Origin of the sequence: Diaphorobacter sp. HDW4B (assembly GCF_011305535.1) — a bacterium.
In the GTDB taxonomy this organism is placed as follows: Bacteria; Pseudomonadota; Gammaproteobacteria; order Burkholderiales; family Burkholderiaceae_C; genus Diaphorobacter_A.
The window spans coordinates 4,087,414-4,112,833 of record NZ_CP049905.1 but is presented as its reverse complement, the minus strand read 5'-3'; the positions used below and the strand labels follow the sequence as shown (position 1 = coordinate 4,112,833).

Sequence of the window (25,420 nt, the reverse complement as noted above, 5' to 3'; positions counted from 1 at the left end):
TATTGGAACGTCATTTCATATTTTTCATTCTAAATCCCATGCTGATCGAGTCAACAGATGGAGCACCGTGTTTTCCCTGCGCCCATCTGGATTCCAGATAAGCACATGCGAAAAGCGCGCTTGGCGCGACTCCCGGAACACGCGTGGCGCACCCGCCCATAGACACAAAGCGATCCGATTATTGACTTCTACATATGCAATGGTTATAATTAAGGCATGTTTCACCACCTGCCTCGCAGGTAATTCGCTGTTTTTGCAGTGAATCTCCCTGTCGGATAGCGTTTGCATTCCTTGTGAACTTCTTCCGGCACCTCGGCCGAATTTCCGGCCCTGATGCCCTTTCGCGTCCCGCTGCCACGCAGCAATCGGACGCACGTGCGAGTTGAACGAGCGGCGAGAAAGTTCTTTGCCCTGCCGGTTCTGTCCGGCACATCGCCAACCGCACGACACAGGCCCTTGCGCAGCGCTTGACCGCCGCCATTCGGGCCGATCTTGGTCACATGCTCTTTTGAGTTGTTGTCCGCCCCTCTCAGGCTGGAGCGGGCGCGGGGCTTTTTGGGCTCCGCGCTTTGGTGCGTTTGCATCGTCCGCCAGCCGTCAGCATCAGGGAATCGCGGTTTCAGGCAATGCCGTTTCAGTTCGGGCATTGCCGTCATTTCGGTCTTTCGTACCTTGGTTGCAGCACGCGACCGGGGTGAGTTCAACCATGCGCCTTCTTTCGTCTGAAAGCAGGCCCCCATCGGGAGGAACCACAACGTGGCCAAACAAATCATCATCGATCATGTGTTCAAGGTATTCGGAGAAGATCCGAAAGCCGCGCTCACCCTTGTCCAGCAAGGCCTGAGCAAGCAGGACATTCTTGCCCGCACGGGCCAATCCATCGGCGTGTTCGATGCGAACTTCACCATCGAAGCGGGCGAGATCTTCGTCGTCATGGGCCTGTCGGGCTCGGGCAAATCGACGCTGGTGCGCATGCTCAACCGGTTGATCGAACCCACGGCGGGCCGCATTCTGGTCGAGGGCCAGGACATCAATGCATTGAGCGATCGGGACCTGCGAGCATTGCGCCGCAAGGACATCTCGATGGTGTTCCAGTCCTTCGCCCTGATGCCGCACATGACGGTGCTCGACAACACCGCGTTCGGCCTCGAACTCGCAGGCATCGACCGCGCCGAGCGCCAGCGCGCTGCGCAGGAAGCGCTTGAACAAGTGGGCCTCGGCGCATGGGGTGCGAGCTATCCCGATGAGCTTTCCGGCGGCATGCAGCAGCGCGTCGGTCTGGCACGCGCACTCGCTTCCGATCCGTCGATTCTGCTGATGGATGAAGCCTTCTCCGCGCTCGATCCGATCATTCGCACCGAGATGCAATCGGAGCTGCTGCGCCTTCAGCAGATCAAGCGCCGCACCATCGTCTTCATCTCGCACGATCTGGATGAAGCCATGCGCATCGGCGACCACATCGCCATCATGAAGGACGGCCATGTCGTGCAGGTCGGCACGCCCGACGAGATTCTGCGCAGCCCCGCCAACGACTACGTTCGCGAGTTCGTGCGCGGTGTGGATGCGGCTGCCGTGTTCAAGGCCGCCGACATCGCGCGCCAGGCGCTCACCGTGGTCTCCGAGCATGACGACCGTGGCTGCCGCGCCGCGCTGCGGCTGCTCGAAGACTCCGACCGCGACTACGCCTATGTGCTCAATGCACGCAAGCGTTTTCTCGGCGTCGTGTCGTCGCAGTCGCTGCGCGATGCGCTGCATGGTCATCAGGGCATGCTGGGCCTGAAGCACGCGTTTCTGCCCGAGGTGCAACCGCTGTCGCACAGCACGCCGGTCGCCGAACTGTTCGGCCCCGTCGCGGCCAAGCCGTTTGCGCTGCCAGTGGTGGACGACGACGGCAAGTATCTGGGCGTCGTCAGCCGCACAACGATGCTGAAGTTCCTCGACCGCGACACGCCGCCCGTGCCGCCACCGCAAAAGGAAATTCCACCGATCACGCTGAACACGCAGCTGCCTGCGTCCGCCCACACACACGCATAAGAAGGAGAACAAAACATGAGTGAGCCAACCACCATCGCACAGAACACCATCGAGCCCAGCGCGACCGATCCGTGGGCTACCGCCACGGAAACCACGCCAGTCGATGCAGCCACCGCAAGCACCTCAAGCACATCCGTAGACCCTTGGGCGGACAGCGCTGCGCCAACAGACACAACCATGGATGCAGCAGCAACGGTCGATCCATGGGCCACGCCCGACACCGGCGCTGCCGATCCCATGGCCGGAGCCGACTGGCTGGACGCCGCCGCAGGCACCACGCCGCTGCCCACGGATGATGCGGGCGTCACGCATCTATGGAGCCAGATCACCTCGGGCGGCCCGCAGGTTCAAGGCTGGATCAACGACGGCCTGACCTGGACGGTCGCGCATTTCCGCCCGTTTTTTCAAGGCGTTCGCATGCCCATCGACGCCACGCTGAACGGCGTCACCGATGCACTGCTCGCCGTGCCATGGCCCGTGCTGCTGGTGATGATGGCGCTGGTCGCATGGCAGTTTGCGGGCCGCGCGTTGGCCATCGGCACGGCTGTGTCGCTGCTGCTTGTGGCCATGCTCGGCATCTGGCCCGATGCGATGGTGACGCTGGCGCTGGTACTGACTTCGTTGCTGTTCTGCGTGATCATCGGCTTGCCCGTCGGCATTGCGCTGGCGTCGAGCGACCGCGCGCAGCGCATCACACGGCCCTTCCTCGACGCCATGCAGACCACGCCCGCGTTCGTGTATCTCGTTCCGGTGGTGATGCTGTTCGGCATCGGCAACGTGCCCGGCGTGATCGTGACCATCGTGTTCGCGCTGCCACCGCTGATTCGCCTGACCCATCTCGGCATTCGCCAAGTGCGCCCCGACCTGATCGAAGCCAGCCGCGCTTACGGCGCGTCGCCCATGCAACTGCTGTGGAAGGTGCAGTTGCCGCTTGCCATGCCGTCGATCATGGCGGGCATCAACCAGGCGCTGATGCTGTCGCTGTCCATGGTGGTGATCGCGTCGATGATCGCCGTCGGTGGTCTGGGCCAGATGGTGCTGCGCGGCATTGGCCGCCTGGACATGGGTCTCGCGACGGTCGGCGGTCTGGGCATTGTGCTGCTCGCCATCGTTCTCGATCGCATCACCCAAGCCCTGGGCCAGACACAACGCGGCAGCGCTCGCTGGTGGCAGACGGGGCCGGTCGGTCTCGCGCTCAAGCTGATGCGCTCCGGCAAATCCTCTGCCCCTGTTGCCGAACCCGCACCGCAACCAGCCACGCTGCAACAAGCCGTCGGCAAGCGCGCGGCCTGATCGATCGTTCACATCAAAACAAAGGAGAAAACACGCATGTTCCAAGGCACAAATCCTCTTTCGCCACTTTCGCCTCTTTCCCATTTCCTGCGCGCAAGCGTTGCCGCCACGGCTTTTGCGCTGATCGGCGCATCGGCCCTCGCCGCAGACCTGCCCGGCAAGGGCGTGAAGGTGCAGCCGCTCAAGAGTTCGATTGCGGAAGAAACTTTCCAGACCTTGCTCGTGATGAAGGCGCTCGAAAAGCTGGGCTACGACGTCCAGCCGATCAAGGAAGTGGAGTACCCGACCGCGCACATCGCGCTCGCGAATGGTGACGCCACCTTCATGGCCGATCACTGGAATCCGCTGCATGCCGACTATTACAAGAACGCCGGTGGCGACGCCAAGCTGTATCGCCGCGGCATCTTTTCAGCGAATGCGGCGCAGGGCTATCTGATCGACAAGAAGACCGCCGACGAATACAAGATCACCCACATCGGCCAGCTCAAGGACCCGAAGATCGCCGCGCTGTTCGATGCCGATGACGACGGCAAGGCCGACCTCACCGGTTGCACGCCGGGCTGGGGTTGCGAGGCGATGATCGAGCACCAGCTCACCGCCTACAAGCTGCGCGGCACGGTCTCGCACAAGCAAGGCACCTACTCCGCGCTGATCGCCGACACCATCACGCGCTACAAGGCGGGCAAGCCGATCCTCTACTACACATGGACGCCCTACTGGGTGAGCAACGTGCTCAAGCCGGGGCAGGATGTCGTGTGGCTGCAGGTGCCGTTCTCGTCGCTGCCCGGCGAACAGGCCGGTACGGACACCCAGCTTGCCAACGGCAAAAACTACGGCTTCATCGCCAACAATCAGCAGATCGTCGCCAACAAGGCCTGGGCCGAGCAGAACCCCGCTGCCGCCAAGCTGTTCGAGATCATCAAGCTGCCGGTGGGCGACATCAACGCGCAGAACTTTCTGATGAGCCAGGGCCAGGGCTCGCAGACCGACATCGAACGCCACACGAATGCGTGGATCGCGGCGCATCAGCGCACGTTCGATGCGTGGATCACGTTGGCGAAGGAAGCCGGGACCAAAGCTGCCGAGATCGCCACAAAGTGACCTAAATTGCTACGCAGTGCTAACAAATAGCCCAAACAGGCACCGCAACCCGGTGCCTGTTCGCTTTTCGGGCTCCATGTTTTCGATGAGGCTTTAGCATGTGAAGCTATTCGAAACATTCACGCGCGCTCACAACCGTATCGCCGATCTGCCACCCATGCACCGCCTGTCCCTTCAAACCAAAGCATTCATCACGCTGAGCATCCTGCTTGCAGTGATGATGATGATGTTTGTGGGTTTCTCGCGCGTGGGCCTGCAGCGCGGGCTGGGGCCGTATGTGGCCGAAATCGAGCTGGCGCGCATGGACTGGCTGGCCTACCGCTTGCAGGGCGTCTATCTGCAATACGGAAGCTGGACGCCGCTCAAGGAAAACCCCGCCATGTGGCGCGCCATTCGCAGGCCGCTCATGAATGTCCAGCCCGAGACGCTCGGTTCGCGGCCGTCCGGCAACATCAGTCATTCCGGCCCGGGCGCGCAGCTCCAACCGGCAACGCCTGCATCGGCATCGGCATCCGCGCCGCCGCCACCACCACCGTCTCCCGCACAATCCACTGACGGATTGGCCCGCCGTCTGGCGCTGCTCGATGTGGACAACACCCTGATCGCAGGCACGCCCGTTCTTCCCGGAAACGCCCGCAGCCCGCTCAAGGACGACAACGGCCGTACCATCGGCTACCTCGTCATGAACCCGCCGGAAGGGCTGGAGCGCGAGGCCGACAAGGCCTTCCTCGAAAAACAACTGGGCTTTGTGCTGTGGACTGGCGCAGCAGGCCTGCTGCTCGCCCTGCTCCTGTCCGTGTGGCTCACGCACCGCTGGCTGCGCCCCATCGGCGTGCTGGTCACAGGCGCCAGGAATCTCGCTGCCGGGCACCTCGATACGCGCATCCCCGAACAGACCGAGAGCGAAGAATTCTCGCGGCTGATCCACACCTTCAACGACATGGCGCAGCAGCTCGACAGCATGGAGACTTCGCGCCGCCAGTGGATCGGCGACATGGCGCATGAGCTGCGCACGCCGCTCACCGCCATGCGCGCGGAGATCGAAGCCGTGCAGGATGGCGTGCGCCAGTTCGACGCCAAGACCGCCGAACGCCTGCACCGCCAGCTCATGCGGCTGGTTCAACTGGTGGGCGATCTGCGTGCCAGCGTGGACTCCAACGAGGTCGCTCCCACGAAGATGGAAACCATGCTGCCGATGGCCCAGTTGAGCGAGGCGGTGGCATCCATGCAGACCCGTTTCGATCAATCCAGGGTGCGCATTGAACTCAACGAGCCACGCGAGTGGGCGCTCGCTGCACACGCGCCGCGCGTGCACGGCAACGCGCAGCAGTTGCACCGCGTGTTCCTCAACCTGCTGGAAAACAGCCTGCGCTACACAGACCGCGGTGGCCTGCTCCGAATCATCGCGTCGACGCATCGCGACAAGGCCCACGCGCACTTGCTGCTGGTGTTCGACGACACCAAACCGGGCGTCACCGAGCAGGAACTGCCGCATCTGTTCGAGCGCCTGTATCGCACCGAATCATCGCGCCAGCGCGCAACCGGCGATCTCGGCGGATCGGGCCTGGGCCTTGCCATCTGCCGCTCCATCGTTCAGGCCCATGGCGGACAGATCGATGCGGCGCAATCACCGCTGGGCGGCCTTCGCGTCACGCTCACACTGCCTTTGATGGAGAAGTGAAATCATGAACAACAACCTCAGAATTCTCATCGTCGAAGACGAACTGGACATCGCCAACGTCGTGCTCGACTACCTGCGCCACGCGGGCTTCGACGCCGAGCATGTCGACAACGGCAACGCGGCAGTGGAGCGACTGCTCGGCCCCAACCCGCCCGACCTCACCGTGCTCGACGTGATGCTGCCCGGCATGGACGGCCTCGAAGTGCTGCGCCAGACCCGCCGCTCCAGCGACGCGCCGATCATTCTGCTGACCGCCCGCGTGGAAGAAGTGGACCGGCTCATCGGCCTCGAACTCGGCGCGGACGACTACATCTGCAAGCCCTTCTCGCCGCGTGAAGTGGTCGCCCGCGTCAAGACCGTGCTGCGCCGCCGCAAACCCACGGCGGGCAGCGCATCGGCCGATACCGGCGCACTGCAGCTCGACGACAACCTCTCGCAGGTCACGCTGTACGGCAAGCCCGTGCCGCTCACGCACCGCGAATACCGCCTGCTGCAGACGCTGATCCAGAACCGTGACCGCATCCTCTCGCGCGCGCAGATGCTGGAGTTTTCGTACGACGAAGACACGCAGGATCTGAACGAGCGCTCGGTCGACAGCCACATCAAGAACCTGCGCAAGAAGCTGCGCAGCGCCGACCGCAGCGGCCACGACTGGATCCGTTCGGTGTACGGCGTGGGCTTCGCTTTCGAGCCGCCGGACGCAAGCGGACAGGCACGCGTGTCCACCTGGGAATCGCTTTGACCGCAACCCACTGACTTCACCGCTCAGAACGCTCGCCGGCATTCGCGCCTCCACTCGGCCGCACCCCGGCGGCCTGAGCGCAGTGCTTGGAATGCAAGGTCAGGAACTGCAAACAGGCAAGTCCTCACCCCCCTTCGCAGACAGTGGGAACGCATACAAAAAAGCCCCGCCGAGGCGGGGCAAAGGGACCGAGGCGCACGCCCGGTTCAGGAGATCAGTCCAATCCCTGTGTGCCCTTCCTTCTGCAGTTGCCCCACCAAACCCAGTTCCCAATCGAGATAGTCCACAAACCCGGCATCGCGCTTTGTCAGATCGCTGAACGCATACGGGCTGTAGGCCTGATCATCGTCCTCGGTCAGCACCTGCGCATCAGCCGCGTTTCCCACCGGCAAACCCGCAGCGACCCAGGCCGCCGTACCGCCCGCAATCGAGCGCACATCACGCCCGGTCTGCGCGCGCAGTTCCTCGGCAACAGTCTGCGCGAGCACGCCATCCGGCGATGTCAAAAGAATGACCGTCTGCTGCTCAGGCAAAGGCTCGACAAACTCACGCAAGCGATCCGGCGCAACAAACGCGGCTCCCGCAACATGCTGACGCACGTATGCCGTGCGGCTGTCCACATCAAACACGTGGGTCGCAGCTCCCGCTGAAAGCAACGCGTTGGCCTGCGCTGGCGAGACCTGATGCCGCACTGCATGCAGCGACAACACGCGCACCGGCTCTGCACCCGTCACACGCGGTGCGCGCTGCGGCGGGGCATACACGTACACCTCCCAACCGCCCAACTGCGCAAGCCAGGCAGCGGTGGTCAACGCACGCACACCATCCCAATCCGCCAACACAATGCGCGCACCGCGTGTGGCCGCATATTCGTCGGTGGCCTGCACCAGTTGTCCACCCGAAGCCCAACGCCAGCCGTCGAGATGGCCCACCTGGTACTCGGCACGCGTGCGTACGTCGAACAGATACAGCGTGCGTTCCTTGTCCTCGTCCTGAAAACGCGCCAGCTCTGCTTCGTCAATGCGCCTGACGCCCGCACGCTGCGCCACCTGCGCGGCCCGCACACGCGCAATCGCCGCTTGCTCGGCACTCGGCTCGGGCAACTGCGGCTTGCGCCCATACGCCAACTCGCGGCCCGTCAGCAACCAGTCCATCGTGCCATTGCGAAGCGACACCACGCGATTGGGTATGCCCGCGTCGATCAAAGTCTGCGCACCCACAATGCTGCGCGTGCGCCCCGCGCAGTTCACCACCACAAGCGTCTGCGGATCAGGCGCGATCTCGCCGATGCGATACACCAGCTCCGCACCCGGCAAGCTGTACGAGAACGGCAGCGTGAAGGCAGTGAACTCCTCGGTCGTTCGGCTGTCGACCACCACGATGTTGTCGCCCTTCTTCACGCGTTCATCCAGCTCTTCGGACGTGATCCAGGGCGTGTCCTTCTCATGCTCGATGACTTCGCCAAACGCTTTGGTAGGCACATTCGTTCCGCGAAATATTTCGAAGCCAGCGGCTTCCCATCCATTCGTTCCACCCGCCAGCACCGACACATTGGTGTAGCCCAGACGAATCAACTTGTGCGCAGCCGCATGCACCAGCGACTCGTCCGCATCCACCAGAACGATGCGCGTATTGCGACGCGGCACCAAGCGGTCGATCTGCACTTCCAAGCGCCACAGCGGCGTCGGTGCCGCAAACAGAATATGCCGACGCGCGAACACGCCCGCCTCGCGCACATCCAGCACCGCGATCTCGTCACCCGCTGCAATGGCCTGCTTCAGTTGCTCGGCGCTGACCGTCGCATGGCGAATCAGCTTCGGGGGCGCGAACGTACGGAACTTGCCGCCTGCCGTGTTTTCAAACACCACGCGCTCAGGCAGTCGATCCAGACCACGACCGTAGAAATGCAGATGAATGCCCGTGGCCTCGCCGATGAGTTCGATCGTGTGCACATCCTCCGGACCGAGCAATACCGAATTGCCCAAACCCACATCCACCGTCGAAGTACTCGTCAGAATGTCGCGCTCCGGATCCTTGGTTTTCTCACGCCTGAAAAACACATTGCGCTCCACACCCGAAGACCCGGCAATGATGGCCCAGGTCGTGTGATCGTGCGGAGGCTGCGCCTTGCCCGGCAACCCCACGGTCGCATACAGCGCATAGCGGCCATCGACATCCTCGCTCAGCCGAAACACCGCAGCCGGGGTTTCTGCAGACACAGGGAATTGCTCGATCGGAAAAAGATCCGTCTGTGCAGCCAAGGCCTCCAGCGCTCGTGCCACCGATTGCAGCGCCGCCTTCTGCGCGTTTTCCGGATCAGGCACCAACCTGCGCGCCACAGCAATGAAACTTGCGACGGCATTGGCTCGGCGGCTGGCGATGTCCGCGCCACTGAAATCGATGGAGAGATGGGTCGTTGTCATGAAATTCTCGGACGGAGTGAAGTTCTGCGATGCCTTGAAAGTTAGAACATCGACACGGCTTCACCAAGGAAGAATTTCAGCTATTCATATGCGCGAATGCGTCGCTTCGGATACCAGAAAACCAACTATCCATATCCGCAAACCTTCGTTCTCTCCACAGCGGCCACTGCGTAGATTTCGAGTCTTTCAGATTCGCCGTCAACGCGTACCACCATGCCCACCAAACGCATTTGGATTCGCTCGCTCGCCGCACTGCTGGCGACCTCCGCAACGCTCACCTCGTGGACTGCTGCCCACGCCACGTCCAACGATCCCAGCGAGTTTCCGCGCAAGCCGGTGCACATCATTGTTCCGGTCTCTGCAGGTGGCAGCGCGGACAAGCTCACGCGCATCCTGGCCGAGAAGCTCGGTGAGTTGTGGAAGCAATCCGTGATCGTGGAAAACGTGGCGGGCGCAAGCGGTGTGATCGGTGCGGCCAAGGTGGCCAAGGCGCAGGCGGATGGCTACACGCTGCTTCAGCAAGGCGAGAGTCTGACGCTGAACGCGCTGCTGCAGCCGCAACTGCCGTTCGACTCGCAAAAAGCCTTCACGCCCATCATCAAGGCCGTCGTGAATCCGCAGATTCTGGTGGTGAATCCAGCCACTGGAATTCGCGATTTCAAGGACTATCTTGCGCGAGCCAACGCCAAGCCCGAAAGCATCAGCCTTGGCTTGCCAACCAATGGCGGCATTGCCCACGTAGCCCATGAAATCCTCACGCAGGCAACCGGTGCGAAGGTGAACTACATCCCCTATCCCGGTGGCGCACCTGCCGCGTTGGACGTGCTCGCTGGTCACACGGACGCCACGCTGATCACGCTGGCTGCCGTCACCGAGTACGTGCGCGCAGGCAAGCTGAAAGCGCTCGCCGTGACGACGTCGTACCGCTCTCCCAGCCTGCCGCAAGTCCCCACCATGGCGGAAGCCGGCGGCCCCGCCAACTACGCAGTCGAAAGTTGGCAAGGCTACTTCGCACCGGCCGGAACACCGTCCACCATCGTCCACAAGATCAACCGCGACATGCAGCGCGTTCTGCAGTCCGAAGACGTGCGTGTGCAATTGGAAGGACTGGGCTACAAGGTCGATGCAGGCAGTTCGGACGCGCTTGCGGAAAGCCTGCGCACCGAACGGCCGAAGTATGCGAGTGCGATTCGGGCAGCCGGGCTGCGCCTGAGGTAAACGGGCCCATACCGCTTGCCTTGTTGCTCCATCGTTCATTCAATCGCTCTTGTACCCCGTCGCCTTCACGATAGGCGTCCAGTGCGCGCTCAAGCGTTGGCGCAATTGCATCACTTCTTCAGGCGTCGTGCCAGCGAGCGGCACGTAGCCGATGGTCTCGATTTTCTGGCGCACTTCAGGGCGTGCGAGCACCTTGCGGATGGCTGCATTCCAACGGTTGATGTGGTTTGCAGCTGTGTTCGCAGGTGCGTAGAGCGAGTAACCGGATTCGACCACAAGCGATGGATAGCCGCTCTCCGTGAAGGTCGGCACATCGGGCAACTGGCTTACGCGCTGTTTGCTCGACACCGCCAGAATGCGCAGTTTCTTGTTGCGATGGTGTTCGAGGAAGACGCCAATGCCATCGACCGCCGAGCCGATCTGGTTGCCCATCAGATTGGTGACCATCACCGGGCCGCCCTGGAATGGAATGATCGACATGTCCGCGCCGGATTGGCGGGTGAAGTCGTAGGCGACAAAGTGCAGCACCGATCCGAGGCCCGATACACCCAGCGCCGCCACCTGGCGATCAGCCTTGGCTGCCTTCACGTAATCGGCCAGCGTTTTGTATGGCGAGCTGGCGTTGACCGCGATGCCGTAGGTAAGCTCGGCCACCGAGGTGATGGGCGTGAAATCCTTCTCGGGGTTGTAGCGCAGGTTGTTGTAGACCAGTGGTGCGATGACCATGGTGTCCATCAAAGTCATCAGCACCGTGTTGCCGTCAGGTGCGGCGTTCTTCAAGGTTTCGGCGGCCACACGCGTGCTGGCACCGGGGCGGTTGTCCACGATCACCGGCTGGGTGAATTCGTCCTTGAGCGCATCGACGATCACGCGGGCCATGACATCGGCCGCGCCACCTGCCGGAAACGGAACGATGAATCGCGCGGGAACATTCGACGCCAGCGCCAACGGTGCCTGCGCTGCCGCCAAGGCCGCGGCGCTCAGGGCAATGGCCTTGCGGCGATTCAAGTGAAATGACGGATGGGACATTGATGACTCCAGGACTTGCTGTGCTGCGTCCGGTGCGGGCAGCGAACGCCCGGACATTCAAATGAAAAACAAAAGGATTGGCCTGTCACTACACACCGCACTACTGCACGGATGGCACTTTGGAAAACTGCAAGTCGATCATCTGCAAAGGCCTGGGGAATGTCGAATCATGTTTGGAAATAGCCTATCAGCAAATCGAATTGGCGCAGACTGAAATCACTGGGCAAGATGGGTGCATACCGCTCCCCACTTTTGCCCATGCCTCGTTCTTCATCGTTCATCGAATCCCCCACTTCCGCAGACATCACCGTGATCGGCGCGGGCATTGTCGGCCTTTGCACAGCGTTGTCGCTGCAGCGCGCGGGTCTCAAAGTGGCGCTGCTGGACGCGACTGGCGCGGGCAGTGGCGCATCGTTCGGCAATGCCGGGTTGATCAGCACGGGCAGTTGCATTCCGATCTCGTTGCCCGGCATGGTCTGGCAAGTGCCACGCTGGCTGCTCGATCCGGAGGGTCCGCTCGCGCTGCGCCCGGCCTATGCGCTCAAGGCGCTTCCGTGGGTCGTGAAATGGCTGCGTTCCTCGTCCACAGCCAATGTCACCCGCGCCAGTGCGGCGCTTCATGCCCTGCATTCTCCCGCGCTGCAACGCTACCGCGAGCTGCTGGGTGACGAGCGATTCCATGCGTTGATCAAGCAGCAAGGTCAGTTGCATATCTGGTCGCAAGCCAGCAAGCCGAGCCGCGCGGATCAACTGGTGGCCGATCTGCGGCGTCAGCACCAGGTACCGACAGAGCCGCTCGATCAGCAGCAGTTGCGAGCCCGCATGCCGGACATTGCAAGCCATGTCCGCGCAGGCATTTGCTTCACCGAGCATGCCAATACCGTCAGCCCGCAGGCGTTGACGCACGCTCTGCTTGCGCGCTTCATGGAAGAAGGCGGGGAACTGCAAGCCCGCAGCGTTCAGAAAATCGAGCGCCTGGCACAGGGATACCGCTTGTGGACCAGCGTGGGCGATGTAACAACGCCCAAAGTCGTGGTGGCGGCTGGCGCGTACACGGCAGAGTTGGTCAAGCCACTCGGCGTGCACATTCCACTCGAGTTCGAGCGCGGTTATCACGTCGAACTGCCCAACCCCGGCGTCACCGTTGCACAACCCTTCATCTACAAGGACAAGGCCGTGGCCGTCACTCCTATGCAAAACGGCTTGCGTTTTGCAGGCACGGTGGAGATCGCGGGACTGCGGCATGCCCCGCAATCACGCCGTGTGGAGTCGATACTGAACACCGCACGGGATCTGTTTCCGGGCATCCACACCGAAGGGGCAAGCAGTTGGTTCGGGCTGCGTCCCTCCACTCCCGACAGCGTGCCGATCATCGACGAGATGGCGCATCTTCCCGGCCTCTATCTGGCCTGCGGTCACGGGCATACCGGGATGACCGGCGCGCCAATGACAGGGGAATTGATTGCGCAACTCGTCACCGGCAAAGGTTGCGACTTGCGTGCAGATTCGTACAGCCTGCAGAGATTTGGCTAAGCAAAAAACGACGCGTCGCGCTCAACGCATGGCGGCTACTTTTTCCATAGCCGTGCGCGCCAGTTCGATCAAGTGCTCCAACTCAGGATTCGCAGCCTTGCTCTTGAGCCGATAAGCGCAATATCTGAGTCGGCTCTCCGTATCGAATGGCCGCACCACCAGGCGCGCAGGATCGTAGATCAGCGAAGGCAACGCATCGAAGAGCACAAAGCCAAGTCCCGCAGCCACCATCGAGCAAGCCAGAATCGCCGCAGGGCATTCGATCACCGATTCGGGCATGCGCTCGCAACCGCGAAAAGCGGCCGTGGCGAGCACATCGACGCCCTCCACGCTGCTCAGCGAAATCATGGGTTCATCCAGCAATTGCTCGGGATGAATACGCTTTTCGCTCGCAAGCTTATGTCCACGCGGCAGATAGCACATGATGGGCAGCTCACCGATCACTTCGCATTCCACGCCGGGTACGGGCGGCACTTCCAGGCCAAAGCCCAGATCGCATTTACCCGAGCTGACCTGTGCCGCCACATGGTGCGCCACGCGCGAGTGCACGAAGAGCATCGTCTTCTGCGAACGCTTGGAATACTCGGCAGTGATCTGCGGAAGAATCGACGCACCGAATGCAGGCGTGCACGCTACCGACAATGCACGATGCTGATCATCGTTCAGCCGCGCGGCAAATGAGTTGATGGATTCCAATCCCACGAACGAGCGCTCGATTTCCGAAAACAGCGCTTCCGCATGCGCAGTGGGAATAAGCCGTCCGCCCCTGCGCTCGAACAGGGCCAATCCGAGCCGTTCCTCGGCATCGCGCAAGACGTTGCTGATCGCAGGCTGCGTGACATGCAGACGCGTTGCCGCGCCCGTCACCGAGCCGGTCAGAACGATGGCGTGGATGGTTTCGATGTGGCGAAAGCCTAGTTGTCGTGCCATGGCATGAGAGATTCGTCCCGCACATGACGAACAAGGCACCGTGGTGATGCATGAGTGGGCCTGGGCGGGGCGAAAAATGACAGGCGCTTGCTACGCCAGCAATTTTCGCTCCATATTCAGGCGACGGCAGCACTTGCCGCTGCTTAACGCATCAGGGAAAGCCTCATGGCGCGCTGCGCCGCACCTGCTGTCTTCCCAGATCGGTGATCATGAAATTGCCTTCGTAGGTTTTGCCGACCATGCCCCATTCCAGCAAGCGGCCCGAAAGGTGTCTCTTGATGGCGTCCGTGAGGCTGACCAGCTCGCCCATTTCGAGGCGCTTGAGCATGGTGAGCTCGTCCACGGTGGGTTCAAAAATGCTTGCGTGATAGACAGCGTCCGATGCCATGGCAGTACTCCTTTGTGTTGTGAGTGCTGATTCGACCGGAGCGATCAGGAGCGGTTCCGGCAAGCACACAACAATGGAAGTTTTCCTACAAATCCTGAAAGGGACCTGAACAAAGGGCGGCTGTCAGCTTCCAATCCAGCCGTCAGCGATCAGCTTATTCCTTGGCCCTGAGACGACCATCAGGGTAAGTCCTGATCTCCGGCCACGCGACCCAGCCAGTTGCTGAAGGCGGTCAGCACGGGGGCGGCGGGCTGTGCGGGTGTCACCAGATAGTAGGCGCGCTCGCCGCGCTGTGGACGCGGGCAAGCGATGACGAGATCGCCGCGCTCCATTTCGGCCTCGATGAGCATGGGCGGCATCAGCGCCACGCCGAGACCCATGGTCGCGGCCACGGCGATCATTGAGAAAAGCTCATAACGTGGTCCGTCGAGCGCGCGCGGCGCATCCACCTCCAAGGCATGAAACCACTGCTGCCAGGCGTAGGGCCGCGTGCTTTGCTGCAGCAATGGCATTTGTGCAAGCACCTTGGGCGTGACAGGTTGGTGCGCGCGCCCTCTTCCGCGCGGCGCAGCTTGCTCCAGCAAGCCCGGGCTGCAGACGGGTACCACGTCTTCCTGCATGAGCATCTGCACCTGCACGCCGGGCCAGTTGGCGACCTGATCGGGCGTGCCCGCGTAGAGCGCCGCATCAAAGCCCGTGTCCGAAAACAGAAACGGCCGCGTGCGGGTTTCGATGTGCACGACGATGTCGGGATGCTCCTTGGCGAGCAGCGGCAGACGCGGAATCAGCCAGCGCGTGGCGAAGGTCGGCACAGCCGCGAGCGACAGCGATCCGCCATGGCCCTGATGCGCCATCACGTCCAGCGTGTCGCGCTCCAGCCCCTGCAGCCAGCGGGCGACCTGCTTGCTGTAGTGCCGCCCCGCCTCCGTCAGCGTCACGCCGTGGCGCGTTCTGCGAAAGAGCTGCACCCGCAACTGATCCTCCAATGCAAGGATCTGTCGCGACACCGCGCTTTGCGTGAGCGCCAGTTCCTGCGCCGCGCGCGTGTAGCTCTCATGCCGGGCGGCGGCCTCGAAACAGGCCAGCGCCTGAGTGGATGGAATATGTCTGCGCATGTGGCGGGATTCTATTCAAGTATGAGCAATCCGCATTTCTGGATGAAAACTACTCGTTTGCGTTGATGGCATGTAGCGGCATAACATGCAATCATTCTTCGAGCCATGCAATGCAGGCATTCATGGTTCGGAGCAGATTCAATCAGTCAAACTTTCGATTTCCCCTCCAACCCACCACCTTCACACACAGGAGACAGCACATGGCCAACGCACGTTTTCAATGGGACGATCCTTTCCTGATCGAACAGCAACTCACCGACGACGAGCGCGCGATCCGCGATGCGGCCGCCGCCTACTGCCAGGACAAGCTGGCTCCGCGCGTGCTGGAGCAGTTCCGCCATGAAAAGACCGACGTGGCCATCTTCCGCGAGATGGGCGAACTCGGCTTGCTCGGCCCCACCATCCCAGAACAATACGGCGGCCCCGGTCTGAACTACGTGGCCTACGGCCTGATCGCCCGCGAAGTCGAACGTGTCGATTCCGGCTACCGTTCGATGGCCAGCGTGCAAAGCTCGCTGGTGATGGTGCCGATCTACGAATTCGGCACCGAAGCGCAAAAGCAGAAGTACCTGCCCAAGCTGGCCAGCGGTGAATTCATCGGCTGCTTCGGCCTGACCGAACCCGACCACGGCTCCGACCCCGGCAGCATGTCCACTCGCGCCTACAAGGTCGACGGCGGCTACAAGCTCAAGGGCAACAAGATGTGGATCACCAACAGCCCCATCGCCGACGTGTTCGTCGTCTGGGCCAAGGAAGTGAGCGAAGGCGGCGCTGTCGGCCCGATTCGCGGCTTCATTCTGGACAAGGGCATGAAGGGCCTGACCGCTCCGGCCATCCACGGCAAAGTCGGCCTGCGCGCCTCGATCACCGGCGAAATCGTGATGGACGACGTGTTCGTTCCCGAAGAAAACGCCTTCCCCGAAGTGCAAGGTCTGAAAGGCCCGTTCACCTGCCTGAACAGCGCCCGTTACGGCATCGCCTGGGGTGCGATGGGTGCCGCAGAATTCTGCTGGCACACCGCCCGCCAGTACACCATGGACCGCAAGCAGTTCGGCCGCCCACTCGCCGCCAACCAGCTCATCCAGAAAAAGCTGGCCGACATGCAGACCGAAATCGCCCTCGGCCTGCAAGCCGCCCTGCGCTTCGGCCGCATGAAGGATGAAGGCATCGCATCGGTCGAAGGCACCTCGCTCATCAAGCGCAACAACTGCGGCAAAGCCCTCGACATCGCACGTCTGGCCCGCGACATGATGGGCGGCAACGGCATCAGCGACGAATTCGGCGTGGCCCGCCACCTGGTGAATCTGGAAGTGGTGAACACCTACGAAGGCACGCACGACGTCCACGCCCTGATCCTCGGCCGCGCACAGACCGGCCTGGCAGCCTTCGCAAACTAAACAAGCAAGCAAAAACTGGCGCTCCCCGCGCGAAGCGCCAGCGATCAACGCAGCGAAAGCCGCGTCACGATCAACCACCACAACGCCAAGACAGCCCCTCAGGCGCGACGCGAAGCCGCAGACAGTATGTTCATACGGCCAGGCTTCGCAACGACGCATGAGGGGCTGTATTGGCGCCTCAAAACGACCCACCAATCGAAGCCGCCAAGGCTTCGTATAAACAAAAATATATGACCCGCAGCGCTCTTTCCGGAATCAAGGTTCTCGATCTGTCTCGCGTTCTGGCGGGTCCTTGGTGTACTCAGATGCTGGCTGACTTGGGAGCCGACGTCGTCAAGGTCGAACGCCCCGAAGCAGGCGACGACACCCGCCACTGGGGCCCTCCCTTCCTGCGCGACGACGACGGAAACGCCACGCAACAAGCCAGCTACTACACCTCCTGCAACCGCAACAAGCGCTCCATCACCATCGACATGGCAACGCCCGATGGCCAAGCGCTGATCCGCAAGATGGCAGCCGAAGCCGACGTGCTGGTCGAGAACTTCAAGGTCGGCGGTCTCAAGCAATACGGCCTCGATTACGACAGCCTCAAGGCCGTCAATCCACGCCTGATCTACTGCTCGGTCACCGGTTTCGGCCAGACCGGCCCCTATGCCGAGCGCGCAGGTTACGACCTGATGGTGCAAGCGATGAGCGGCCTCATGAGCATCACCGGCCATGCCGATGGTGAGCCCGGCGGCGGTCCGCTGAAAGTGGGCGTTGCGGTGATCGACGTGTTCACCGGCCTCTATGCGGCCAACGCCGTGCAGGCTGCGCTACATGCACGCAATGCCACCGGCGAAGGTCAGCACATCGACATGGCGCTGCTCGACGTGGCGATGGCGATCCAGTGCAATCAGGCGTCGGGCTACCTCGCCACCGGCAAGGCACCGAGCCGCGCGGGCAATCTGCACCCCAGCCTCGCGCCGTATCAGGACTTCCCATCGGCGGACGGCAACGTGCTGCTCGCCATCGGCAACGACGGGCAGTTCGCGCGTTTCTGCGCCACGGTCGGCCATCCGGAATGGTCGGCTGACGAACGCTTTGCGACCAACTCGAATCGCGTGAAGCACCGCACCGCGCTGCTCGATCTGATGAAGCCCGTGATGAAGACGCGCAATACCAGCGACTGGGTCACGCTGTTTGAAGACAAGGCCGTTCCCTGCGGCCCGATCAACACGCTGGCCGAGGCGTTTGAAGACCCGCAAGTCAAGGCACGCGGTCTGCGCGTGGACCTGCCACGCTGGGGCAACGACGCCGATGCTGCGGCCGCACCCGATCACGTCAGCAAGGTGCCGGGCGTGGCCAATCCGATCCGCATGTCGGGCACGCCGATCAGCTACCGCAATGCAGCGCCAGCGCTTGGCCAGCACACCGACGAAGTTCTGCACGAATTGGGCCTGGACGATGCCGCCATCGCCAAGCTGCGCGCCAACAAAAGTATTTGAGAGTACAACGATTCAGCGATTTGATTCAGCGTAACCCAGTGCGCCCACACACCAGATAAAAACCGGTCGCACTGCAGTGCTTCACTGCGCAACCCAAGCGCCGGGCGGACGCCATCAAGCCGCCCGGCACCAACCCATCCACACAATGGAGACAAACTCATGATGATGATTGTTCGTCGCAGCGCACTCGCGCTCGGAGTTCTGGCCGCACTCGCCGGCACGGCAGCCCATGCCGAAGACCGCTACCCCAGCAAGCCCATCAAGCTGCTCGTGCCGTTTGCGGCAGGCGGCACCACCGACCTGATCGCCCGCATCGTGGCCGAGCCCCTGAGCCGCGAGCTGGGCCAGCCCGTTGTCGTGGACAACAAGGGCGGCGGCGGCGGCAGCATCGGCGCGGCAGAAACCGCACGCGCCGTGGCCGACGGCTACAGCCTCGGCATCGCCACCGTGTCCACCACGGCCACCAACCCGGCGATCAACCCTAAGATCCCGTACAACGTCGCCACCGACTTCACGCCCATCATCAACATCGCCGCCACGCCCAACGTGATCGCGGCCAACCCCAAGCAGCCGTTCACCGACTACAAGGGCTTTGTCGAAGCCGTGAAGAAGAACCCCGGCAAGTTCTCCTACGCATCGCCCGGCAACGGCAGCATCACGCATTTGATGATGGAGATGTACAAGCTCTCCACGGGCCTGGACATCGTGCACGTGCCCTACCGCGGCAGCGGCCCGGCGCTCAATGACGCCGTCGCCGGACAAGTGCCGGTGATCTTCGACAACCTGCCCTCGGCATTCCCGTTCATCAAGGAAAAGCGCCTCACGGCCATCGTCGTGGCGGCTCCGCAGCGCGTGCCCGCCATGCCCGACGTGCCCACGTTCAAGGAACTGGGTCTGGAGCCCGTGAACCGCATGGCCTACTACGGCATCGTCGGCCCCAAGAACCTGCCGCGCCCCATCGTCGACAAGATCAACGCCGCCACCCGCAAGGTCATGCAAGACCCCGCCATCCGCAAGAAGATCGAGGAAACCGGCTCCATCGTCATGGCCGGCACCCCCGAAGAATTCGCCAAGCAGATGAAAGAGGAATACACGGTCTACAAGGACGTGGTGGTCAAGCAGAAGCTGACGATGGATTCGCAATAAGCGACGAGAAAAGCCAAGCTGTTTTTCAAAGCACCAAGCCCCTGCGCGAAGAAAAATCGCGCAGGGGCTTTTTGTTTATCGAAAAAACCCAAGCGATTAATCAATCAAATATCAAAACCCGATAACCGCCAAAACCAACAACCAGCGCCCAGCAATAGCCACCCACAGCAATCGCCAAATCGCGCTCATGATCTTTCTTGATTCGTATCAATTTCTCACATCGGCTCCATAAAATTCCCATCCATTGACACCGCAAATGCACAAAAGCGGCAATGGAGGCCTGAGCCGTGAGGATTCTCACCGCCATCAGTTCGGAGGGAGGTAACCGAACCCTTATTCACTCATGCGGTGATTTTCATGATGCTTCGTCGAATCCTTATTGGCTGCCTGATGGCTGCACTGGGCATTTTCTCCAGCATGTCCAGCCATGCCCAATTGCTGCCCCCGCCCATATTGACCTGCAATGGTCAAAGCACGACGCCATCGGTCATTTACCCAAGCCAGCTCCGGGAAACGCTCAATACCTACGCCGCCGGTCGCGTGGAAAACGGCTACACCTATGTCAACGACAACCAGCGCCGCTGGGAAATCGGCACCGAGATACTGGCCAAACCGGCCGATGGCACGACCGGCGTGCTCTCACCTGCCAGCCCCAACGGCTACAACGCACCGCCCACCATTCCCAGTCTGGCCAGTGGCTGGATTCCATTGGGCAACTTCGCGACGAATGGACTGAACGCCGACTACATGGTCGGGCTCGACGGCAACTTCAAACCCAACATGAACCCCAACGTCATGTACTACGTGCGCTTCCAGTTCATGATGGACCCGATGGCGGACCCGAGCCAGTTCGGGCTGTGGTTCAGCAACGTGGACGGCGACGACCGTGTCAAGGGCGTCTACGTCAACGGTCAACGGGTGCGCACCACCGGCAACGCCAATGACCTCTATGCCGGACTGGCAGACACCTCGCTCGCACCTTCCGACACGCACTTTCAGGCAGGCCTCAACGAAATCGTCTGGGCAGTGCTGAACATCGGCGATCCCACCAATCCGCCCAGCTACAACGCACAGTTCAACAACCCCAGCATCACGGGCCTGCGCATCGGCAATGCCTTCGTCAATGATTGCACGCCACAACCCACCATCACGCCACCGGCCGTGCCACCCGGAATTCTCACGCCGACCACCGTCATGTCGTACACCGGCACGGTCACCCAATGGGGCGCTGCCACCACCGTGAGCGTCTATGTGGCCAACAGCGTGACGTCGCAGCTCTACGGCCCCTACACGGCCAATATCGACCCGATCACTGGCGCATATTCCGCGCTCAACGCGCCCAGTCTGCCGACCGGCACCTACATCACGATCGCGATGATCACCGTCCCGCCGCCGACGCCCGAAGGACAAGCGGTCACCGTGCAATCCGTGCTGAACAGCTTCGTCGTCATCGGACTCACGATGACCCCGCCGCCCAACATCGATGACGCAACCATTCAGACGATCTCCGGCACCGTGCAGAACCCCGGCGTCGCCACCACGGTGAACATCACGCTGACCAACACCGCCACCTCGCAGACCTCCGGCCCATACGCCGCCACCATTCAACCCGACGGCAGCTACAGCGTGCCCACCGAACTGCTGCCCGCTGGCAACTACACGGCCACGGCGACGATTCCGGGCGCAGCGGGCGTGCAGGCCACCGGCAACTTCGTGGTCACGGCACTGCCCGTCACCAGCATCACCGTCACGCCGCCACCCACGCTCACGCCCGAGGAAAAGCCAATCATCAACGGCACCGTGACCAACCCCGGCTCGGCCACCACGGTGGTCATCACCATCGTCAATCCAACCAACAATCAGAGCTATGGCCCGTTCACCGTGCCGATTGCACCCGATGGCACCTACACCGTCACGACCGACGCGCTGCCGCCGGGCAGCTACAACGTGACGGCCACGGCGAACGGCAAGTCCGCAACGGGAAGCTTCAAGGTGATCGCGCCCGTCGTGCCTCAGGCAGTCACACCCGTGCCGATGGTGAGTGGCTGGGTTGCGTGGCCGTTGAGCGCGCTGCTTGCTGCACTGGGCCTGCCATGGCTGCGGCGACGAAAACCGCGCTCATGAGAATCGTCCATCAGACATGCAACTGACGCATGTCTGATGGCGTCAGAGCTTCACTTCTGCGGTGCTGGCGTGAACGTGCCGGTCCACTTCCACGTCGCAAACACGCACCAGAGCAGACCGATCACCGCAAGCGATCCGCCCACGATGCCCAGATGTTCAAGCCCCGCGTGCGTGCCGACCTGGCTGCCCAGCAGCGCGCCCGCGCCAATGCCGATGTTGAAGATGCCCGAGAACAGCGACATCCCCACATCGGTGGCGTCGGACGCCAGACGCAGCACCTTGGCTTGCAATGGCAGCACCATGCACAGCATCGCAATGCCCCACACCGAGCACACGACATACAGCGCAGCATGCGACTGCGCGCTGGGCAGGAGCAGCCACAGGCAAGCGGTCACCATGGCGATGGCAAGCAGCAAGAAGGCGCGCGGCCAACGCAGACCGAAAGCGCTGAAGCAGATACTGCCCACGACGCCCATGCCGCCGTACAGCAGCAGCACCCAGGTAGTCACTTCACTGGTGAGACCCGCCACCTGCTGCACCAGCGGTTCGATGTAGCTGTAGACCGTGAACTGCGCAGTCACCATCACGATCAGCAAAGCGTAGGTAGCCACCAGCGCTGGTCGCTTGAACAGCATCGGAATGCTGCTGGCCGAGCCCGCGTTTTCGCTGGGCAGTTGCGGCAGCAAGCGCCACAGCGTGAGCATCACGACAAATGCCACAAAGCCGATGGCACCGAAGGTCGTGCGCCAGCCGAGCGCTTCGCCGACGATCCGGCCCAGCGGAATGCCGAGCACCATGGCCAGCGTGGTTCCCGTCGCCAGCAAGCCGAGCGCCTGTGCACGTTTGCCTTCAGGTGCCACCCGTACCGCCAACGCGGCCGTGATCGACCAGAACACCGCATGCGCCAGCGCAATGCCGATGCGGCTGACCAAGAGCGCCGTGTAGCTCCATGCCACAGCCGACAGCGCATGGCTCGCGATGAACAGCAGAAACACGCCCATGAGCAGACGCCGCCGCTCGAACTGGCTGGTCGCCAGCATCAAGGGCAAGGAAGTCAGCGCGACCACCCATGCGTAGATGGTGAGCATCAAGCCGATCTGCTCGGTGCGCATGTCGAAGCTGCCGCCGATGTCGCTGAGCAAGCCGACGGGCACGAACTCCGTCGTGTTGAAGATGAACGCGCCCAGCGCCAGCGCGATCACGCTGAGCCAGCCTTGACGGTCAGAACGAGGAGCAGCGGCGGCGACAGCGGACGCAGCCGGAGAAGAAACGGTTTTTGAAATGGAGTTGGATACGGACATGAAAGGAGTCAATGACAGGCATCTGGAGCACGAAAGATTCCCGTGCTGCAATGCAACAACCAAATTGTCCGAGGATTCCCCCACCCTCGCCGAGTGGGAAGGCGATGCCCCCGATGCGCTATGGGGTCACACCGCCGACTTGAAAGCGGGTTGGCAAGCCTTGTGCACACACCCTGCACGCGCCCATTTCAGCCCTGAGGATCGTGGCAAACCGCCTCGATGTTGTGCCCGTCCGGGTCCAGCACGAATGCGCCGTAATAGCCGGGATGGTAGTGCGGGCGCAGACCCGGCGGGCCGTTGTCCTGACCGCCTGCGGCCAACGCTGCTTCATGGAAAGCATCCACCTGCGCGCGGGTCTTTGCGCGAAAGGCGACGTGGATGATGGGCCGGTTCGGCGTGCCTCGGCTGATCCAGAAATCAGGCTTGGGCGGCTCGCCAAAACCGGCCGTGTCGGTGTGGCCGGTTTCGGCAGCCGTCAACTCCATCAGCTTGGCGTAACCCAACGGCGCGAGCGCCTGTTCGTAGAAAGCACGCGACTTGGCGAAGTCCGACACCATGACTCCGGTGTGATCGATCATGAAAGCACCTCTCTTGAATGAAGGAATGGCTGTACAAAAACTCAGTCATTCAAGTATGCGAGAGATGCCCGGCGCTGTCCACTGAATCAGGGCTCGACGCTCCCCGCTCCACGCTCCCCATTCAATAGGCGACGGTGAAGCGCGCTTGCTTGTGCGTGCCTTGCTCCAGCGAGTCGACCAGCGCCACTGCCAGATCGGACACCGAAATCGTGCCGGGTTGACCATCGGGCTGCATCAGCGGCTCGTCCTTGCCGGTGCGGTAGTGCGCGGTGCGTTCGCCACGATCGCCCAGATGCATGGCGATTGGCGGGCTGAGCAGCGTCCAGTCGAGCGACGACTCTTTCTGCAGCTTGGTCAGCATGTCGCGTGCAGCGGTCGCACCGGGCTTGATCGCGGCGGGAAAATCGGGCGAATCCACCAGTTGCTGGCCGTTGATGTACAGGCTGCCCGCGCCGCCCACGACGAGGTAGCGTTTCACGCCAGCCGCCTTCGTGCCTTCGACGATGGCACGCGAGCCGGTCATGAAATCGTTGTAGATGTTCGGGTTGGTCCAGCCAGCGTTGTAGGCGCTGACCACTGCGTCGGCACCGCTCACGGCAGCCTTCACATCCTGCGCCTTCAGCACGTCGGCTTTCACCGCCTTGAGGTGATCACGCTCTGTCAGTTTTTCGGGGTGGCGAGCCAGCGCGGTCACCTCGTGGCCACGGCTCAGCAGTTCGTCCAACAGCGCTGCGCCCACAAAGCCGGTGGCTCCAATCAATGCGACTTTCATGTTTTGTCCTTTCAGTTCGGAGATGTTCGTTCAATCAATGCATCAACTGTATGTTCTTACGAATGAATCGATAAGCCAGCAAATTTCGCCAATACTTTGAAGCACTGCTTCATAATCAACCCCATGGACGACTTCAAACGCATGGCGATCTTTGCCACGGTGGTGCAGCAGGGATCGATGAGCGCTGCCGCGCGCACGCTGGGAATGACGCCTTCCGCCGTGAGCCAGCAGGTGCGGCAACTGGAGCGCGATGGCGGCGTGACGCTGATGCACCGCACCACGCGCCAATTGACGTTGACCGACGCCGGGCAGCGCTTTTACGCCGAATGCGCACGCATGGTGGAAGCCGCAGCGAACGCCCGCGCCGAACTGCAAGCCGAATTGCAGGAGCCCAGCGGCGAGCTGCGCATCTCGTCGACCGTCGGCTTCGCTCGCCATATCGCGCCCGCGCTGGGGCCCTTGCTCGCGAGCTACCCGAAACTGCGGCTGCAATTGCTGGTGGACGACGCGCAGATCGACCTGACCTCCGCGCGCATCGATCTGGCCATTCGCTACGGCAATCTGCCCGACTCGCAATGGGTGGCGCGACGACTCGGGGCCATGCACTGGTGGCCTTGTGCGTCGCCGCAGTGGCTGGAAAAGCACGGCACGCCCGAGACTCTGCAGGCCCTGCTCACCGCCAGTTGGCTCGGGCTGCCCGCCTCGCTGGAGTTTCAGGGCTTGCAGGTGCGCGTTCCGGTGGCCAGAAACCCATCCGGTGCTTTCGAGGAGCATGTGCTGCCCATCGAGCCCCGCATTGCCAGCAACAACCAACTCGCCCTGCTGCAGATGTGCGAATCGGGACTCGGGATTGCGCTGCTCGGGAGCATGGACGTGCAGGAAGCGCTTTCTGCCGGGCGGCTGGTTCGGCTGTGTCCGCACTGGGAATTTGGCCGCTCCGGCAGCCTGCCGATCTGGGCCGTGACTCCGCAACGCGACATGCAGCCCGCCAAGGTGCGTTTGGCGCTGGAGCATCTCGCGCAATATCTGAAAGGCGTTCCCGGGGTATTTCATGGGCGTGGCGACGGTACGTTTTGATGCAACCATGAAGAAATGGCAAAACCTGACAAAGAAACCCCGTCAGGTCAA

At 62.1% G+C, this 25,420-nt stretch carries 21 protein-coding genes; 12 read left to right on the top strand and 9 right to left on the bottom strand.

The genetic code is table 11. The annotated features are described in order from the left end of the window. Positions 1-221: 221 nt before the first annotated feature. Positions 222-656 (bottom strand): hypothetical protein, encoded by a 435-nt coding sequence (locus tag G7048_RS18735; protein ID WP_166069604.1) that lies wholly within the window; start codon positions 654-656, stop codon positions 222-224. A 100-nt stretch (positions 657-756) separates the two neighbouring features. Between G7048_RS18735 and proV the strand changes: the two genes are divergently transcribed. The 5 genes from proV (at position 757) to G7048_RS18710 (ending at position 6,851) form a co-directional block, all read left to right on the top strand. After that, entirely contained in the window at positions 757-2,034 is a 1,278-nt protein-coding gene (proV, locus tag G7048_RS18730; protein ID WP_166069603.1) for a glycine betaine/L-proline ABC transporter ATP-binding protein ProV, read from the top strand. A gap of 15 nt (positions 2,035-2,049) precedes the next feature. Next, a complete protein-coding gene (proW, locus tag G7048_RS18725) occupies positions 2,050-3,327 on the top strand; it encodes a glycine betaine/L-proline ABC transporter permease ProW (protein WP_166069602.1) in 1,278 nt (425 codons plus the stop codon). Between the two features lie 36 nt (positions 3,328-3,363). Continuing rightward, positions 3,364-4,428, top strand: coding sequence for a glycine betaine/L-proline ABC transporter substrate-binding protein ProX (proX, locus tag G7048_RS18720; RefSeq protein ID WP_166069601.1), 1,065 nt, complete (start codon positions 3,364-3,366; stop codon positions 4,426-4,428). 157 nt (positions 4,429-4,585) lie between these two features. After that, positions 4,586-6,109 (top strand): ATP-binding protein, encoded by a 1,524-nt coding sequence (locus G7048_RS18715; RefSeq protein WP_166071052.1) that lies wholly within the window; start codon positions 4,586-4,588, stop codon positions 6,107-6,109. A gap of 4 nt (positions 6,110-6,113) precedes the next feature. Then, positions 6,114-6,851, top strand: coding sequence for a response regulator (locus G7048_RS18710; protein WP_166069600.1), 738 nt, complete (start codon positions 6,114-6,116; stop codon positions 6,849-6,851). Positions 6,852-7,057: 206 nt separating this feature from the next. On the opposite strand, the gene G7048_RS18705 is transcribed toward G7048_RS18710, so the two are convergent. Beyond that, a complete protein-coding gene (locus G7048_RS18705) occupies positions 7,058-9,274 on the bottom strand; it encodes a rhodanese-like domain-containing protein (RefSeq protein ID WP_166069599.1) in 2,217 nt (738 codons plus the stop codon). 213 nt (positions 9,275-9,487) lie between these two features. On the opposite strand from G7048_RS18705, the gene G7048_RS18700 reads away from it, so the two are divergent. Next, positions 9,488-10,492: a tripartite tricarboxylate transporter substrate binding protein gene (locus G7048_RS18700; protein WP_166069598.1), complete on the top strand. Its 1,005-nt coding sequence runs from the start codon at positions 9,488-9,490 to the stop codon at positions 10,490-10,492. A gap of 39 nt (positions 10,493-10,531) precedes the next feature. On the opposite strand, the gene G7048_RS18695 is transcribed toward G7048_RS18700, so the two are convergent. Next, positions 10,532-11,521 carry a tripartite tricarboxylate transporter substrate-binding protein gene (locus tag G7048_RS18695; RefSeq protein WP_166069597.1) on the bottom strand — a complete coding sequence of 330 codons (990 nt, stop codon included), beginning with the start codon at positions 11,519-11,521 and terminating at the stop codon, positions 10,532-10,534. 258 nt (positions 11,522-11,779) lie between these two features. On the opposite strand from G7048_RS18695, the gene G7048_RS18690 reads away from it, so the two are divergent. Next, positions 11,780-13,054 (top strand): FAD-binding oxidoreductase, encoded by a 1,275-nt coding sequence (locus G7048_RS18690; protein ID WP_166069596.1) that lies wholly within the window; start codon positions 11,780-11,782, stop codon positions 13,052-13,054. 21 nt (positions 13,055-13,075) lie between these two features. On the opposite strand, the gene G7048_RS18685 is transcribed toward G7048_RS18690, so the two are convergent. The 3 genes from G7048_RS18685 to G7048_RS18675 form a co-directional block, all read right to left on the bottom strand. Continuing rightward, complete coding sequence (locus G7048_RS18685; protein WP_166069595.1) at positions 13,076-13,984, bottom strand: LysR substrate-binding domain-containing protein; 909 nt, start codon at positions 13,982-13,984, stop codon at positions 13,076-13,078. A 163-nt stretch (positions 13,985-14,147) separates the two neighbouring features. Continuing rightward, positions 14,148-14,372: a hypothetical protein gene (locus G7048_RS18680; protein WP_166069594.1), complete on the bottom strand. Its 225-nt coding sequence runs from the start codon at positions 14,370-14,372 to the stop codon at positions 14,148-14,150. Positions 14,373-14,551: 179 nt separating this feature from the next. After that, positions 14,552-15,487 carry a LysR family transcriptional regulator gene (locus G7048_RS18675; RefSeq protein ID WP_166069593.1) on the bottom strand — a complete coding sequence of 312 codons (936 nt, stop codon included), beginning with the start codon at positions 15,485-15,487 and terminating at the stop codon, positions 14,552-14,554. A gap of 200 nt (positions 15,488-15,687) precedes the next feature. Here G7048_RS18675 and G7048_RS18670 point away from each other — a divergent pair, with 200 nt between their 5' ends. The 4 genes from G7048_RS18670 to G7048_RS18655 all read left to right on the top strand — a co-directional run bounded on the left by G7048_RS18670 (position 15,688) and on the right by G7048_RS18655 (position 21,641). Next, the gene (locus G7048_RS18670) at positions 15,688-16,884 is read left to right on the top strand and encodes an acyl-CoA dehydrogenase (protein WP_166069592.1); all 1,197 of its coding nucleotides are present in this window, start codon (positions 15,688-15,690) and stop codon (positions 16,882-16,884) included. Positions 16,885-17,114: 230 nt separating this feature from the next. Then, positions 17,115-18,371, top strand: a complete 1,257-nt coding sequence (locus G7048_RS18665) for a CaiB/BaiF CoA-transferase family protein (protein WP_166069591.1) — start codon at positions 17,115-17,117, stop codon at positions 18,369-18,371. Between the two features lie 162 nt (positions 18,372-18,533). Continuing rightward, positions 18,534-19,517: a tripartite tricarboxylate transporter substrate binding protein BugE gene (locus G7048_RS18660; protein WP_240933345.1), complete on the top strand. Its 984-nt coding sequence runs from the start codon at positions 18,534-18,536 to the stop codon at positions 19,515-19,517. 357 nt (positions 19,518-19,874) lie between these two features. Further along, complete coding sequence (locus G7048_RS18655) at positions 19,875-21,641, top strand: hypothetical protein (RefSeq protein ID WP_166069590.1); 1,767 nt, start codon at positions 19,875-19,877, stop codon at positions 21,639-21,641. Positions 21,642-21,691: 50 nt separating this feature from the next. On the opposite strand, the gene G7048_RS18650 is transcribed toward G7048_RS18655, so the two are convergent. The 3 genes from G7048_RS18650 to G7048_RS18640 all read right to left on the bottom strand — a co-directional run bounded on the left by G7048_RS18650 (position 21,692) and on the right by G7048_RS18640 (position 24,292). Beyond that, on the bottom strand, positions 21,692-22,942 hold the full coding sequence (locus G7048_RS18650) for a sugar transporter (RefSeq protein WP_205750290.1): 1,251 nt from the start codon (positions 22,940-22,942) through the stop codon (positions 21,692-21,694). A 188-nt stretch (positions 22,943-23,130) separates the two neighbouring features. Continuing rightward, positions 23,131-23,520 carry a VOC family protein gene (locus tag G7048_RS18645; protein ID WP_166069589.1) on the bottom strand — a complete coding sequence of 130 codons (390 nt, stop codon included), beginning with the start codon at positions 23,518-23,520 and terminating at the stop codon, positions 23,131-23,133. Between the two features lie 121 nt (positions 23,521-23,641). Further along, the gene (locus tag G7048_RS18640) at positions 23,642-24,292 is read right to left on the bottom strand and encodes an NAD(P)-dependent oxidoreductase (protein ID WP_166069588.1); all 651 of its coding nucleotides are present in this window, start codon (positions 24,290-24,292) and stop codon (positions 23,642-23,644) included. Positions 24,293-24,415: 123 nt separating this feature from the next. Between G7048_RS18640 and G7048_RS18635 the strand changes: the two genes are divergently transcribed. After that, on the top strand, positions 24,416-25,369 hold the full coding sequence (locus G7048_RS18635; RefSeq protein ID WP_166069587.1) for a LysR family transcriptional regulator: 954 nt from the start codon (positions 24,416-24,418) through the stop codon (positions 25,367-25,369). Positions 25,370-25,420 lie beyond the last annotated feature (51 nt).

Bases quoted from the DNA above. Each gene is read 5' to 3' on its own strand.
- G7048_RS18735 (WP_166069604.1), bottom strand. From the start codon at position 656: ATGACGGCAATGCCCGAACTGAAACGGCATTGCCTGAAACCGCGATTC.
- proW (WP_166069602.1), top strand. From the start codon at position 2,050: ATGAGTGAGCCAACCACCATCGCACAGAACACCATCGAGCCCAGCGCG.
- proX (WP_166069601.1), top strand. From the start codon at position 3,364: ATGTTCCAAGGCACAAATCCTCTTTCGCCACTTTCGCCTCTTTCCCAT.
- G7048_RS18715 (WP_166071052.1), top strand. From the start codon at position 4,586: ATGCACCGCCTGTCCCTTCAAACCAAAGCATTCATCACGCTGAGCATC.
- G7048_RS18710 (WP_166069600.1), top strand. From the start codon at position 6,114: ATGAACAACAACCTCAGAATTCTCATCGTCGAAGACGAACTGGACATC.
- G7048_RS18705 (WP_166069599.1), bottom strand. From the start codon at position 9,274: ATGACAACGACCCATCTCTCCATCGATTTCAGTGGCGCGGACATCGCC.
- G7048_RS18700 (WP_166069598.1), top strand. From the start codon at position 9,488: ATGCCCACCAAACGCATTTGGATTCGCTCGCTCGCCGCACTGCTGGCG.
- G7048_RS18695 (WP_166069597.1), bottom strand. From the start codon at position 11,521: ATGTCCCATCCGTCATTTCACTTGAATCGCCGCAAGGCCATTGCCCTG.
- G7048_RS18690 (WP_166069596.1), top strand. From the start codon at position 11,780: ATGCCTCGTTCTTCATCGTTCATCGAATCCCCCACTTCCGCAGACATC.
- G7048_RS18685 (WP_166069595.1), bottom strand. From the start codon at position 13,984: ATGGCACGACAACTAGGCTTTCGCCACATCGAAACCATCCACGCCATC.
- G7048_RS18680 (WP_166069594.1), bottom strand. From the start codon at position 14,372: ATGGCATCGGACGCTGTCTATCACGCAAGCATTTTTGAACCCACCGTG.
- G7048_RS18675 (WP_166069593.1), bottom strand. From the start codon at position 15,487: ATGCGCAGACATATTCCATCCACTCAGGCGCTGGCCTGTTTCGAGGCC.
- G7048_RS18670 (WP_166069592.1), top strand. From the start codon at position 15,688: ATGGCCAACGCACGTTTTCAATGGGACGATCCTTTCCTGATCGAACAG.
- G7048_RS18665 (WP_166069591.1), top strand. From the start codon at position 17,115: ATGACCCGCAGCGCTCTTTCCGGAATCAAGGTTCTCGATCTGTCTCGC.
- G7048_RS18660 (WP_240933345.1), top strand. From the start codon at position 18,534: ATGATGATTGTTCGTCGCAGCGCACTCGCGCTCGGAGTTCTGGCCGCA.
- G7048_RS18655 (WP_166069590.1), top strand. From the start codon at position 19,875: ATGATGCTTCGTCGAATCCTTATTGGCTGCCTGATGGCTGCACTGGGC.
- G7048_RS18650 (WP_205750290.1), bottom strand. From the start codon at position 22,942: ATGTCCGTATCCAACTCCATTTCAAAAACCGTTTCTTCTCCGGCTGCG.
- G7048_RS18645 (WP_166069589.1), bottom strand. From the start codon at position 23,520: ATGATCGATCACACCGGAGTCATGGTGTCGGACTTCGCCAAGTCGCGT.
- G7048_RS18640 (WP_166069588.1), bottom strand. From the start codon at position 24,292: ATGAAAGTCGCATTGATTGGAGCCACCGGCTTTGTGGGCGCAGCGCTG.
- G7048_RS18635 (WP_166069587.1), top strand. From the start codon at position 24,416: ATGGACGACTTCAAACGCATGGCGATCTTTGCCACGGTGGTGCAGCAG.